Source organism: Fusibacter sp. 3D3 (genome assembly GCF_001748365.1).
In the GTDB taxonomy this organism is placed as follows: Bacteria; Bacillota; Clostridia; order Peptostreptococcales; family Acidaminobacteraceae; genus Fusibacter_A.
The window spans coordinates 361593-375374 of record NZ_BDHH01000003.1; the positions used below are offsets into that span (position 1 = coordinate 361593).

Sequence of the window (13782 nt, forward strand, 5' to 3'; positions counted from 1 at the left end):
ATAGCATTTAGTCCAAATCTGATAAAATTCTTTTAATAACCCTTGAGGAGGTGTCCCCCACTTCTCAAAGTGGGGGTTCATATGCCTAATTCAGTGGGCGTGCAAACGCCCGCTGAATGCAATCCGATAGGATTGTGCAAGTGTTACGAAGGTAGTGAAGCGGACTGAGTATACGCTTTGATACACTAAAATAGCCTCTCTTTTATTTTGAGAAGCTATTACAATAAAAGGAGGTCTATCATGATTAAAGGTTTTACACTACCAAGAACGCCAAAGGGTACAGCAAGCCTAGTACCACATCCACCATGGCATTATGTAGGCAATGTGGTTGCAGTTGAATATGAAGCTGATCAAGCATTAATTGAAGCTTATTTACCAGAACCGTTGACTTTAGAATCCACAAAATGTTGCATCTATTTTGTGGATTGGCAATATGCATCGGCGTATGGTGAAGAATACCTAGATCCTGCCGAGAGTCAATATAAAGAGACGATTATCCTAATGTCAGCAGCTTACAAAGGTGAACCCATGGCATATTGTCCCTATATTTGGGTGGATCAAGACAAGGCTTTTCTGAGAGGTCTTATTCAAGGATGGCCAAAGCAAATTGGAGAAACGCATATCTCCAAAGGGTTTACACTAGAGTCAAAAGCGGCTCCCGCAGGACGCTTTGGCGCCACATTAACGGTTAATGGGAAACGCTATATTGAGAGTCAATTGCTTTTAAATGAAGAAGACGCGGAAATGCCGTCACCTACTTTTTCAGGCTCTGCGCTATTGAGATACTTCCCCAATCTTGAAAATGAAAAGCATCATGAGCCGCTCATCAATGAGCTTGTCCAGCTGAAATCAAGAGATGTAAAAGTGTCTATGGTGTCAAAAGGCGATGCCAAACTAAATTTTGTGGTGTCACCTGAGCATGAACTTAGCGATTTTAAGCCTATTAAAGTGCTCGACGGTTATAGATTCCAAGTGGCATTAACGGTAGATGATTTAAAGGTTCTTGAAAAATTGATATAACCCTTGAGGAGATGTCCCACACTTTTCAAAGTGGGGGTTCATATGCCTAATTCAGTGGGAGTCCAAACGCCCACTGAATGCAATCCGATAGGATTGTGCAAGTGTTACGAAGGTAGCGAAGCGGACTGAGTATGTGCTTTGATTCAAGTAGGACGCATACGAAAAGTGTAACCATCTCCTCATCGTCGTATAACAGAGGAGCATGTATGGGCTGTGATTAGGTGTGAATCTGATTAGGCATGAATCTGATTATATGCAAATATGAGAAAGAAGGTGAACTCATGGGCAAAAGTAAATTTGAAACCACCCGTTTTTATGACATGATTGAAGTGAAAATTAATGATTCGCACCCTCATGCTTATAAGCCACATTTACACTCGGAACTCGCTATTGGTATCATTGAAAAAGGTGATACCGTTCTAACCATTAATGAAGTTGACTATGAATTCGGCGAAGGGGATGCGGTGATCATCATGCCTTATGTCGTTCACAATTGTCAGCCAAAAGATATTCATAATTGGTCCTTTACGATGATTTATTTAGAGGACAGTTTTAGGGACGCTTTGGCGGATGCTTTAAGTCCAGATTTAAAAATAGGAATTGCTAAACTAGGGCAATCAGAATATAATAAGATCAAAAATCTCACAAGTATTTTAAAATCAGAACGCGATGACTTTTTAAAAGAAGTTGAAATCATAGATTGCATCAATACGATTGTGGATTCTATTGAGGTGCGCATTTCCAAAGAACATGATCTTGTGATGGAACGTATTAGAGTTTATATAGAAGCACATTTTTTAGACAGTTTAAGTCTAGATGAAATTGCAACTGAATTCGATTTTAATAAATTTAATCTTATAAGACGCTTTAAAAGGCTTTATAATGTGACGCCTAGTGCTTATCAGTTACAACTAAAAGTTAATCATGCAAAGCATTTATTGAAAAGTGAAAATAATCTTGTAAAGGTTGCTCTAGAAGCCGGTTTTTACGATCAAGCGCATTTTTCAAAAGAGTTTAAAAAGGCCACAGGGATGACACCATTTCAGTACATAAAAGCAGAGTAAAAAGGGGATGCTGTGAGAAGAAAACTGGGCAGGTTAAAGCGGCACTGGAAAAGAACTCACGGCTCAGGTCATTCACAATGGCACTTTGTTTTGGATGAAATTGGAAAGCTGTTTTTAGATTTACAAGCAAAATTACTGCGTGTTATTCAAGAGAAAGAAGTGATGCGCGTCGGGGGCAATAAAATTATCAAAGTCAATTTTAGAGTGATTGCTGCTACGAATAAGAATTTGCTAAGAGAAGTGGAAAAGGGTCATTTTAGACAAGATCATTTTTATAGATTCAATTACCACTTCACATACCCGCTTTAAGAGAACGTATAGAAGATATAACGGTTTTGATGGAGTCCATAAAGAGTAAAGAAGGTTATCCGTTTTCATTATCAGATGAGGTCATTGCCTTTTTCGAGGGCTATGATTGGAAAGACGATATCAGAGAACTCAAGAAGGGCATTGAGTTTTTTAAAAATATAGGCAGAGCATTTATTTCAATGGAAGATTTACCACATTATATGGATGATATACAAGGAAAACATTATATGCCAAAGCAAAGGTATACTAAGGGTGAGTTCAGTGGTAAATTCAGTGATGACGTTCGGGCTGAAATTGTCGATGCATTGACTGATCGTGAATCATTTGTACTTTTGTTATTATATGACAGTTTTTTAAGACGAAAGCAATTGGGAAGAAGACGTATCTCTGAAAAGGCTTTTGAATCCGCGCTCTATATGAGTGAATATGATATCCGTGCCATTATGAACACCTTTAAGGATAAAGGGTTAATATCTGTAAGCTCGGGAAGAGGTGGCAGTACGATTTCACCTAAAGGGATAGAATGGGTCAAAGGGCATCCGCAAAAGAATGTAATCAAATTATTTTGCAAAAGGGGTTAAAGGGCGTTTTAAATCGCCCATTAACCCTTTTTTACGTGTAAAAGTTTTCAATATTTTAGTGAGAAGTGGGTTACCAGATGCGTATGACGATTTCTTAACAGTTGGCATCAGAATTGCGTTAAGTATGAGTGCGTCGGTGTCGATAGAGAAACATTATATGGGGAGGTTAATATGTCTGAGATTATTTCGAAACGTTCATTTTCCAAATAGTACCAATTTGTGACGTTGCTATTAATGAGGAGCATTACGGGTTGTATCATTGGTGCGATTATGGAGGAAAAGACTCAAATGTTCAAGCCTTTTGGTCAAATATTCTTGAATCTAATATTTACAGCAGTAGTACCACTGGTATTTTTTAGTCTTTCAAGTTGGTTGCGAAGATGACCAATATGAATAGACTTGGCAAAATTCTTAAAAGTGCATTACTTATATTTTTTGTAACGGGCATTATAGCTTCTGTTATTATTATTTCCATCTTTTATTTCTTAATATGCTTCACTGCATATGCTTATTATGCGGGGCACACGTGGGATCAAGGAGGGGCTACGATTCATATGGATGGCATTGCGCCTACGACACTTATGAAGTCTTACAAGAGGTTAAAGTGGGTTAGATCAATAGAGCAATTAAAGAAAGGTAAGTGAATCTATGTCTAAATTTGACGAAAAAGTAAACCGAATCAATACAAGTTCTGTTAAGTATGAAGAAATGGATTTAAAGTTTGGAAGAGCAGATTTAATGCCATTTTGGGTTGCGGATATGGAGTTTAAAGCACCGCAGTTTATGTTAGATGCCTTAAAAGAGAGAGTAAATCATGGGATTTTTGGTTATACGAAGCGTATGCCTGAATATTATGATGCTGTGGCAAATTGGCTAGATAAAAGACATGGTGTCGTGATTCAAAAGAGTGATCTCGAGTATGGACCAGGCGTCGTTTTTTTACTCAATATGATGATCCGTCTGTTTACGAAACCGGGTGAAAAAATTCTCATTCAATCGCCAGTATACTATCCTTTTAAAGCGATTATCGAAAAAAACAGACGTGTGGTAACCGATAATGTTTTGGTTTTAAACGGAGACCGTTATGAAATCGATTTTGAGGATTTAAGACAAAAAGCACAAGACCCTGATTGCACGATGATGCTACTCTGTAGTCCGCATAATCCCGTAGGCCGTGTTTGGAAAGAAGCAGAGCTTTTAAAAATCGCACATATCTGCAAAGAAAACAAGGTCCTATTGATATCGGATGAAATTCATTTTGATCTTGTTTATAAGCCCGCTGTCCATTATTCATTGGGAAAATTAGGGCCTGAGTTTGATGAGAACGTCATTGTGTGCACAGCACCTAGTAAAACTTTTAACATCGCAGGGCTTCATAGCGCTTATTGTCTTATTAAAAACAGTGATATGATGAAAACTTATCGAGAAGAATTGGGTTTATTAGATTTGAATAGATCCAACGTTTTCAGTAGAGAATTGACACAAGTTGTCTATGAGCAAGGAGCTTCTTATGTGGATGAACTCTTGGCTTATATTGAAAGTAATATTATTTTTGCAAAGCATTACATCGAAAAGCATATCCAAGAAATAAAGCCTATGCCAATGGAAGCAACTTACTTGATGTGGATTGATTGTAAAACACTTGGGCTTTCAAATGAGGCACTTGATGATCTTTTTATAAACAAAGCAAAATTAGCCCTTGATAGCGGTTATTGGTTTGGCGATTCTGGTGAAGGCTTTATGAGACTTAACTTAGCTTGTCCAAAATCCATGTTAGAAGAAGGTTTAATGAAGTTAAGCAATGCTGTAAAAAGTATAAAATAAGGCGATAAAAGTGATAAAAGACATAAGATGAGATAGAAACATGAAATTTAATACGAAAGCAATACACTATGGTACAATTCACGATAAACAATTTGGCGCTCATGTGAGCCCACTGTATCAAACATCGACATTTGTCTTTGATGACTGCAATCAAGGTGGAGAATGCTTTGCAGGGCGAGATAGTGGTTATAAGTACACACGTTTAGGCAATCCAAACACAAATGGAGTTGCAGCAAGAATGGTGGCGCTAGACGATATAGATTCAGGCCTTTATACGAGTACTAGGATGTCAGCAGTTTCCACAGCACTTCTTGGGCTTTCAGAGTTTCAAAAGCATAAAATAGAGCAAAGAAGTCCTTAAATAATCTCAATGCATGAGAGTGTTTAAGGACTTTTTTATACATGATAATCAGTGTGCTTCAAAGTGCGCTCTAACAGGAAACATTTTAAAAAACACTGTCCTTGCGATAGGGCCAACGATTATAAATTGAAGGAGTATTGCCGCTAAGAAATTTTTCCATAGAGCGTTAACAAATAGGATTGGTAGGTGAGCAGAAATCCCAGTATGCAAAATTAGAGTGATCAGAGTCATGGAGAGACACATACCACAAACCATGAAAAACGAAATAATAAGCACCTTCATTATCATTGGGAAATGTTCTTTAGATACTTTTGCAGCAATTGATTTAGCCATTTTCCCGACGAAAAACCAGTCCATGACAAGTGCAATAAAAAAAATAGGAATAAAGCCTAACATAATAGCTTTAAAGTTTAGGTTATGAATCCCTTGCATTAAGATGACGTTGAAAAAAGTCATCCCTAAAACCATTAAGAAACAGCAGATTAACGTGAATATAAAATTTTCTTTCTTATTTTTTCCCAAAATAGATCTCCTTAAATAAAATATTGCCAAATGATATCGAATGAAATTTATTCAGCTCATCTGGTTGACAATGTATTATAGCATTGATACAATATATTTGTCAACCAAGTTGACTAAAATTAATATTAGTGTTTTTTAAGTACTTTGCATTTTAAGTTGAAAATAAAAGTTTAAACAGGTTACAGTGATTAAAGAATAGGGGGAGAGAGAGATGAGTGAATATTTAAAAGCGTTAACCCTTGTGGATTTATTAAGTGAAAAACATAAAAAATTGAGAGAAGAAGTATTAAGGTTATGGCATGAAGAAAATAGCGAGACTATAAATGATACAGAATCCCACTTGCTGGCAATGGTGAGTAAACGAGAAATTACAATGGCTGAAAGTGCTAGAGAACTTAATATTTCTAGGCAAGCAGCACATAAATGTACTTTGAAATTAATGGATCATGGCTATATTTCTATTCAGTCTAGCGAGGCTAATAAGCGGAATAAGTTATTAGGTTTGACACCAAAAGGGGAGGCATTTTGCTGTGAAATGTCAAAGATAAAAGCCAAAATAGAAGCAGAAATTGCTTCAAACCTTGGCATTGAGTTTGTGGAAACGATGAAAAATGCCTTGAGAAAAAATTGGATAAATGATAAAACATCAATATAACCCTTGAGGAGATGTCCCCCACTTCTCAAAGTGGGGGTTCATATGCCTAATTCAGTGGGAGTCCAAACGCCCACTGAATGCAATCCGATAGGATTGTGCAAGTGTTACGAAGGTAGCGAAGCGGACTGAGTAGACGCTTTGATTTCTAAGAAAAGTATTGTTTTTTTTCGAATTAATTTGTATAATCATAAAAGACACAAGTATATAACAATTATGGCTATAAATCGTCATAGCATACAATCTATGTAGAATTAAATAGAAAATGCATTAAGGTGCCTCTGAAAAGAGGAGAATAGGAAAGCCGGTTCAAATCCGGCACGGACCCACCACTGTAAGTAGTGACAAATTCTAAATAAACCACTGGATGTCAATGACATCTGGGAAGGTTAGAAGGCGGATGAACTACAAGTCAGGAGACCTGCCTTTATGTTGAGATTAGTCGGAAGGGGATTTATTTCAGACGAATTAATTTGAGTTACTTTTTAGATGGGAAAAGTCTCTTAGCATATGCTGAGAGGCTTTTTTAGTGTAAATCATTAAAAATAGGAGCGCACAAATGACACATAAAGCTTATTTATCACTTGCAATTCCCTTAATTTTGTCGACCGTAACGCAGCCGCTTTTAGGTGCAGTAGACACTGCAATTATAGGTAGATTGGATAATTCAGCGTATATCGGGGGTGTGGCAATAGGCGCTGTCATTTTTAACACCATTTACTGGCTCTTTGGTTTTTTAAGAGTGAGTACTTCCAGTTTTTCAGCACAGTCCTATGGGAGTCAGAAAGCATCGGACACTTACTATGCTTACTTTAGACCACTGATGATTGCGGGTATTGTTGGACTGGTCTTTGTACTCTTTCAAGGGATTCTGGCAAAGGGTGCTGTTTTGATCTATAATCCAGACTCGGAAGTGATCGAATATGCGATGACCTATTTTAGAATACTTATTTGGGGAGCGCCTTGTGTACTCATAGGTTATGTGAACATCGGTTGGTTGATGGGCAGAAAGCACGTGAAAGAAACACTCTTTTTGCAGATCAGCGCGAACGTGCTTAACATCGTCCTTGATGCTGTATTTGTGCTCCACTTTAAAATGGGCATCGCAGGTGTCGCTTATGCCACTTTGATTTCACAAGCTTATAGTTTTTTACTAGGGAGTGTCATGATTTCTAAGAAGATTGATCTGTTGAAAGCGAAAGCATATTGGGAGGGCATGGTGGACCGTCAGGCTATAAAAGATATGATGCGTGTTAATCGGGATCTTATGATCAGAACCACATGCTTGCTCATTATGACCAATATGTTCATGAATAAAGGTTCAGAACTCGGAACTGATATATTGGCGGCAAATGCAGTGTTGTTTCAAATTCAGTATATCATTTCATATATATTTGATGGTCTTTCAAATGCCTCTAGTATTTATACTGGGAAAAGTGTAGGTGAGGGCAATCAAGGTGCTTTTAAGGCGGTAATGGAAATTTCCAGTTTTTATACAATTATTTTCTGCTTTTTATTATCAGGCGTGTCAGTTGCTTTTCAAAGTGGAATTATTGGGTTATTTACCAATATAGAAAGTGTCATCATGCTTTGCAAAACTTACTTTATTTGGATTGTGATCTTCCCTTATGTCATCGGCATTGGCATGGTCTACTATGGCATTTATACAGGGAGCACCTTTACGGGACCCGTCAGAAACTCGCTGATCATAGCGCTAGGCATATTTGTATTGACTTATATGTTCGCGATTCCGAAGTGGGGAAATCATGGGTTATGGCTTGCTTTTATACTCTTTAGCCTAACGCGAAGTGTGGTCTTAGTCGCATATAAGAACAAGCTTTTTCAAAAAACTTTTTTAGTGGTATGTACGGAGTGAGGTTAACGCAACAGAAGGGAGGGGATTTTTATGAAGCGTTATTTTATAAGCAGAAGCCTACAAATGTTGATGGTTATGTTGACCGTTTCGTTTTTTACGTTCGGTTTATCCCATTTAAGTCCAAGTGATCCAGCTGAGATTATGCTCTTGTCCCATGATACGATGCCCACGGAAGAATTGCTTGAAAGGACAAGAGCAGAGATGGGGCTAAATGAGACCTTTTTAGTTCAGTATTTTAAGTGGCTTAGAAATGTTTTGAGAGGGGATTTAGGCGAGTCGTATGCATTTAAAAAACCTGTAATCACGATCATTGCACATCGCATTGGGATGACGTTTAGATTGGCATTTGGAGCACTGTTGATTCTTGTGACGACATCTTTAAGTTTGGGCATATTATCTGCGATTAAGCAAAATAAAATAGCAGATTACTTGATTAGAGGATTGTCTTTTGGAGCAATTTCGATGCCGTCCTTTTGGCTAGGCCTCATACTCATATATTGTTTCGCTGTTAAACTGCATTGGTTTAAGATCGCAGATCAATATGCATTTGCAAGCATATTTTTACCTTCACTTACCCTTGCGATCCCACTTACAGGAAAATACATTAGGCAGATACGTGCAGCAGTTTTAGACGAGTATACCAAGGATTATGTGATCGGTGCACGTGCAAGAGGGATTAGAGAGCATCGCATCATCTGGGGACATGTGTTGCCCAATGCCATGCTGAGTATATTGACGCTTTTGGGATTATCGGTTGCTTTTTTAATTGGGGGTACGGCGATTGTAGAAAATATATTTTCATGGCCTGGTCTTGGCACCATGGCACTGAATGCCATAACGAATAGAGATTATCCAATTCTTCAGGCCTATGTTCTGTTTATGGCTTTTATATATGTAGGGGTCAATTACATGGTGGATATTGTATCTCAAATGCTTTATCCCATGCTCAAAGAAGAAGCGGGGGTGTGAGGATGTTAAGTTCAGGATGCGAAACAAGACATCAGAAAATAGTGATTTTTGTAGCGTTGCTCATCGTTTTATTGGCAATGATAGCCCCTATATTTGCACCACATGATCCATTAGAGCCCAATTTCATGCACATTTTAGAAAAACCCAGCAGTACATACTTATTCGGGACGGATCAGGTGGGGCGATGTATCCTTTCACGTATTCTACATGGGGCAAAAGTGTCCCTTGGCATGACCTTTTTTCTTTTGAGTTTAGTATTTGTATTGGGTGTGACGATTGGCCTCATAGCTGCACTTTCGGGTGGCTTTATGGATATGCTCTTAATGCGATTAGTGGATACCGTTTTAGCTTTTCCAGATATTGTATTTGCAATAGCCGTTGTGGGCATACTGGGTCCTGGTATTGTCAATACGATTTTGGCACTAGCGGTGATTTGGTGGACGAAATATGCAAGACTTACGAGAATGCTGGTAATGTCAGTGAAAAATACTGAGTATATACAATCGGCTAAGATGGCAGGCGTGTGGGGGCTTGATCTTATTTTCAGGTATATTTTGCCCAACATCATATCCCCATTGATCGTTCAATTGGCAATGGATATCGGGGGGATGATGCTTGCACTGGCGGGTCTTTCTTTTTTGGGATTAGGGGTACAACCGCCTACACCCGAATGGGGCAGTATGCTCAGTGAAGGCAAGGCATATATTCAGACTGCCCCTTGGCTCTTGCTCTATCCAGGGCTTGCAATTTTCATAGTGGTAGGTGTATTTAACATTTTGGGCGACAGGATGAGAGATTTATTAGATCCTAAAAATATGCAATCAAACTAAGGAGAAATTTATGAAAAAGTGGATGATCAGTTTATTAATTTTAACAATGAGTTTTATTTTTGTAGCCTGCGGGTCAGCGCCTCAAGACGTCAATGAATCGGGAAAAGCAGCAGAATCAGTAGAATCAGCAGATTTAACGACATCGTCTTCAAGCGAGGCTGAAAGTGGTCTTAAGACACTCAACATGGCTATCTTTTGGCTAGATCCAAATCTAGAACCGACTGAAGGTTGGAATGGCTGGGCATTAACACGCTGTGGCATTGGTGAAAACTTGGTTCAGATAGATGAAAACTTAAAGTTTAAATCGGTCTTAGCAGCGTCATATGAGCAAATTGATGAAAAGACAACGGTGTTTCGTATTCGAGAGGATGCTAAGTTTCAAAATGGAAAGCCTGTGGATGCCGCAGCATGTAAGGCTTCTATCGAGAGAGCGCTTGAAATATCAGATCGAGATGATGTGAAGTTTGGTGTGGACGTTATAGAAGCAGAAGGTCAAACTTTGACGATTAAGACTTTAGCCCCAGAGACCTCACTCATCAACAAGCTGACGGATCCTGTTTTTATCATCGTGGACACAGAAGCGGCTAAAGACGAAAACTTTAAATATGCACCCATTTGTACAGGGGCTTTTAAAGTCGTGAATTTTGATCCAGCACTTGGCATGACACTTGAAAAAAATGCGAATCACTGGAGCGGTGATATCGCTGTGGATGTGGTCAATGTAAAGTATATCCAAGATGGGACGATTAGAACCATGGCACTTCAATCTGGAGAAATTGACCTTGCAACGCAAATCCAATCCAAAGATTTAGGCATTTTTGAAAACGACGAAAACTATGTGGTTTACAAAGGGCCTAACTTGAGAGTTTTCATTTTGAGATTGAACATGGACAAACCCTATATGCGCAATAAAGCTTTTAGACAAGCGTTGAGTTATGGGATGGACAAGGCAACTTATGCAACGCAAATTGTAAGTGGCATTCCAGCAAAGGGGCCCTTTAATGACAGCTTACCCTTTGGATATGAGGGGGATGACTATTACACCTATAATCCAGAACAAGCGATGGCATTGCTAGATGCCGAAGGCTTTTTAGACACAGATGGAGATGGCATTAGAGAATCTGAGGGCAAGAACATCGTTCTCAAATATGTATCGAGGACCAATCACGGCATCGATGCAAACAACATCGGTATCGCAATGCAATCGCAGTACAAGGCTATAGGGCTTGGACTTGAAGTTATTCAAGTGGAAAACTACGCTGATATGGCCAAGTCAGGGGATTTTGATATGTTGTGGGAAAGATGGACATCAGCACCGTCGGCAGATCCAGAGTACTTTTTAACGGCGAGTTACAAGTCAGGCAGTGCAGGCAACTATGGGAAGTATACAAGTGATGCTTTTGATACCCTTTGTGATACGCTTGAAAAAACAGATGCCCGAAGCGAACGAGAAAGCCTTGGCATCAAAGGTTCAGAAATGTTAATCGAAGATGTGGCATCGCTTTTTTTATACTATCAAGAAGGCAATGTGGTTACGCGCAAAAATGTGGGCGGCGTCTACAGATTTATTTCGGAAATCTACTATATCGATGACCGTATAACAGTGAAATAGTGGTGTTAAACTCAGATAGGGATGCGAATAGGATGGTTATAAACGTATGGAAAAATTACTTGAAATTAAAGAGATTAAAGTTTCATATGGTCTTAAAACAGTTTTAGAGGGAATCGATTTCAATATTGACTACAAAGAAATCGTCAGTATTGTGGGTGAGAGTGGCAGTGGCAAGACGACACTTGCAAGAAGTATCATCAATTTGCTTCCTGATGGTGCTCGCGCCACTTCGCAGACCTGTTTTTTTGATCATCGAGACTTAAATAAACTGAGCAAAGAAGAATGGCGCAATATGAGAGGTAGTGAAATCGCTTATATTTTTCAAAATCCAAGTTCGTATCTCAATCCCATTATTAGAATCGGCAAGCAGTTTTTGGAGAGCATCAGAAGTCATCGCAATATCAGTAAAGCAGAAGCTATTCAGAAGGTCAAAAGCGTTCTCAAGAAGATGCACTTTAAGGATATAGATCAAATTATGAACGCTTATCCGTATCAGCTCAGCGGTGGCATGAAGCAGCGAGTGGCAATTGCGATGGCGCTTGTAATGGAACCTAAGCTGATTATAGCCGATGAGCCAACCAGTGCGCTGGATGCCATGACACAGAACCAAATTGCAAGTGAGATCATGGCCTATCGAGATGATTTTGAAACGAGTTTTATCATTGTAACCCATAATCTCGGTTATGCGGCAACCCTATCAGATCGCATTATGGTTATGAGAGCGGGTAAAGTCATCGAATTCGATACCAAATCAAAGATTATTTTAGCGCCGCAAAAGGCCTATACAAGAGTGTTGCTTGATGCAATACCTGTTTTGAAAGGACATGGCATATGAATGCAAATTTGATCCTTGAAATGAAAGAAATCCATAAAACGTTCAAAGGCAATACAGGCGAAAATAGACAAGTGCTGAAAGCGGTTAATATCGAAGTGAAAGCGGGGGAGTGTGTGGGGATTGTCGGCGAGAGTGGTTCTGGGAAAAGCACTCTCGCAAAATTGATTGTACACTTAATTCCAGCTACAAAAGGGCAAATCTTTTTTAAGGGCAAAGACATCACTTGCTTATCCAAAAAAGAACTTAAAGCTTACTACCGAAAAGTCCAGATGGTGTTTCAAGAGCCATTGAGCACCTTTAGCCCTAAGATGAAAATCGGCACATATCTGTCGGAGTCCTTTATACACTATGAGAATATGAAGAAAAGCGAAGCGCATAAACGCGCACTTGAATTGCTTAAAATGGTGGGATTATGCGAAACATATATCAACAAATATCCTCATGAACTCAGTGGTGGTGAACTGCAAAGGGTGGTTATCGCAAGGTCAATCGGTATTAATCCAGATTTAATCATATGCGATGAAGCCACATCGGCACTTGATGTATCGCTTCAAAAACAGATCATTGAACTCTTAATGAATTTTAAAAAAAACAATCAATTTTCTACACTGTTCATCACACATGATCTCGCGCTTGCGGAGCGTCTTTGCGACAGAACTTATGTGATGTATCAAGGCGAGATTGTGGAAGTTTTAAAGGGAAATGACATTGTGGAAAGTGCTGTAAACCCCTATACAAGAAAGCTTTTAGAGTCTGTATTTAACATGAAAAAAATTAAGGAAGTTTTGGAGGCAGTATGAGCGCAGCGTTTTATATTAGACCCTTAATCAAAGAAGATGTGGAAAAAGCACAGACGTTTTTATTTGGCATGGCAAAGCAACTCTTTGATATGGACAGGCATCCCGTGTTTCATCATGATATAATGGCCCTCGAATCGGTTTATATTGAAGATGACGATCATCTTATTTTGGGCGCCTTTAATACAAATCATGATTTGATCGGCACGATTGCAGTGAAACGTTTTGTGGATCGATTTGAGTCCATCAAAGGCCTTTATAATGAAAGCAAAACAGCAGAAATTGGCAGATGCTACTTGGACTCAAAGTGGCGCAGAAAAGGCGTTGGGTCAGAACTTTTTCATAAGATGGTTTACTTTTGCAAGGCGAGTGCGTATGAGCAGATCTATTTGCATACACACCGAACGCTTCCAGGTGGGTTTGATTTTTGGTTAAAGATGGGGTTTGAGATCACGAAGGAAGATGATGACGCTTCTAAGACCATTCATATGGAGAAGAGGTTGTAGAAGAATCACCCCTAGCGGGGCACC

17 protein-coding genes and 1 riboswitch are annotated in these 13782 nt (G+C 39.0%); of the genes, 16 read left to right on the forward strand and 1 reads right to left on the reverse strand.

Annotated elements, in window-relative coordinates; translation table 11 throughout:
* Positions 1-240 precede the first annotated feature (240 nt).
* The 8 genes from F3D3_RS05615 to F3D3_RS05645 all read left to right on the forward strand — a co-directional run bounded on the left by F3D3_RS05615 (position 241) and on the right by F3D3_RS05645 (position 5159).
* The gene (locus F3D3_RS05615) at positions 241-1020 is read left to right on the forward strand and encodes an acetoacetate decarboxylase family protein (RefSeq protein WP_069871953.1); all 780 of its coding nucleotides are present in this window, start codon (positions 241-243) and stop codon (positions 1018-1020) included.
* Positions 1021-1259: 239 nt separating this feature from the next.
* Positions 1260-2084: an AraC family transcriptional regulator gene (locus tag F3D3_RS05620; protein ID WP_084388843.1), complete on the forward strand. Its 825-nt coding sequence runs from the start codon at positions 1260-1262 to the stop codon at positions 2082-2084.
* A gap of 12 nt (positions 2085-2096) precedes the next feature.
* Positions 2097-2393, forward strand: coding sequence for a sigma 54-interacting transcriptional regulator (locus F3D3_RS24575; RefSeq protein WP_069871957.1), 297 nt, complete (start codon positions 2097-2099; stop codon positions 2391-2393).
* 29 nt (positions 2394-2422) lie between these two features.
* Positions 2423-2974: a hypothetical protein gene (locus F3D3_RS24580; protein ID WP_069871958.1), complete on the forward strand. Its 552-nt coding sequence runs from the start codon at positions 2423-2425 to the stop codon at positions 2972-2974.
* Between the two features lie 234 nt (positions 2975-3208).
* Positions 3209-3358 carry a cation:dicarboxylate symporter family transporter gene (locus F3D3_RS25125; RefSeq protein ID WP_139132026.1) on the forward strand — a complete coding sequence of 50 codons (150 nt, stop codon included), beginning with the start codon at positions 3209-3211 and terminating at the stop codon, positions 3356-3358.
* On the forward strand, positions 3355-3618 hold the full coding sequence (locus F3D3_RS05635; RefSeq protein WP_175438304.1) for a hypothetical protein: 264 nt from the start codon (positions 3355-3357) through the stop codon (positions 3616-3618). Before F3D3_RS25125 ends, F3D3_RS05635 begins: the two co-directional genes overlap by 4 nt.
* Positions 3619-3622: 4 nt before the next feature.
* Positions 3623-4798: a MalY/PatB family protein gene (locus F3D3_RS05640; protein ID WP_069871962.1), complete on the forward strand. Its 1176-nt coding sequence runs from the start codon at positions 3623-3625 to the stop codon at positions 4796-4798.
* 40 nt (positions 4799-4838) lie between these two features.
* Positions 4839-5159: a PLP-dependent transferase gene (locus tag F3D3_RS05645; RefSeq protein WP_069871964.1), complete on the forward strand. Its 321-nt coding sequence runs from the start codon at positions 4839-4841 to the stop codon at positions 5157-5159.
* A gap of 48 nt (positions 5160-5207) precedes the next feature.
* Here F3D3_RS05645 and F3D3_RS05650 read toward each other — a convergent pair whose 3' ends face one another.
* Entirely contained in the window at positions 5208-5681 is a 474-nt protein-coding gene (locus F3D3_RS05650; protein ID WP_069871966.1) for a DUF2798 domain-containing protein, read from the reverse strand.
* Between the two features lie 211 nt (positions 5682-5892).
* Between F3D3_RS05650 and F3D3_RS05655 the strand changes: the two genes are divergently transcribed.
* The 8 genes from F3D3_RS05655 to F3D3_RS05690 all read left to right on the forward strand — a co-directional run bounded on the left by F3D3_RS05655 (position 5893) and on the right by F3D3_RS05690 (position 13758).
* Entirely contained in the window at positions 5893-6336 is a 444-nt protein-coding gene (locus tag F3D3_RS05655) for a MarR family winged helix-turn-helix transcriptional regulator (protein ID WP_069871968.1), read from the forward strand.
* 253 nt (positions 6337-6589) lie between these two features.
* A riboswitch (cobalamin riboswitch) is annotated at positions 6590-6777 on the forward strand.
* Between the two features lie 115 nt (positions 6778-6892).
* Positions 6893-8209, forward strand: a complete 1317-nt coding sequence (locus F3D3_RS05660; RefSeq protein ID WP_069871970.1) for an MATE family efflux transporter — start codon at positions 6893-6895, stop codon at positions 8207-8209.
* 30 nt (positions 8210-8239) lie between these two features.
* Positions 8240-9178 (forward strand): nickel ABC transporter permease, encoded by a 939-nt coding sequence (nikB, locus tag F3D3_RS05665; RefSeq protein WP_069871972.1) that lies wholly within the window; start codon positions 8240-8242, stop codon positions 9176-9178.
* A 2-nt stretch (positions 9179-9180) separates the two neighbouring features.
* Positions 9181-10008 carry a nickel transporter permease gene (gene nikC / locus F3D3_RS05670; protein WP_069871973.1) on the forward strand — a complete coding sequence of 276 codons (828 nt, stop codon included), beginning with the start codon at positions 9181-9183 and terminating at the stop codon, positions 10006-10008.
* 10 nt (positions 10009-10018) lie between these two features.
* Complete coding sequence (locus tag F3D3_RS05675; RefSeq protein WP_069871975.1) at positions 10019-11620, forward strand: ABC transporter substrate-binding protein; 1602 nt, start codon at positions 10019-10021, stop codon at positions 11618-11620.
* Positions 11621-11666: 46 nt separating this feature from the next.
* Positions 11667-12455: an ABC transporter ATP-binding protein gene (locus F3D3_RS05680; RefSeq protein WP_069871977.1), complete on the forward strand. Its 789-nt coding sequence runs from the start codon at positions 11667-11669 to the stop codon at positions 12453-12455.
* Positions 12452-13255 carry an ABC transporter ATP-binding protein gene (locus F3D3_RS05685; RefSeq protein WP_069871979.1) on the forward strand — a complete coding sequence of 268 codons (804 nt, stop codon included), beginning with the start codon at positions 12452-12454 and terminating at the stop codon, positions 13253-13255. Before F3D3_RS05680 ends, F3D3_RS05685 begins: the two co-directional genes overlap by 4 nt.
* Positions 13252-13758 carry a GNAT family N-acetyltransferase gene (locus tag F3D3_RS05690; RefSeq protein ID WP_069871980.1) on the forward strand — a complete coding sequence of 169 codons (507 nt, stop codon included), beginning with the start codon at positions 13252-13254 and terminating at the stop codon, positions 13756-13758. The genes F3D3_RS05685 and F3D3_RS05690 overlap by 4 nt, the downstream gene beginning before the upstream one ends.
* Positions 13759-13782 lie beyond the last annotated feature (24 nt).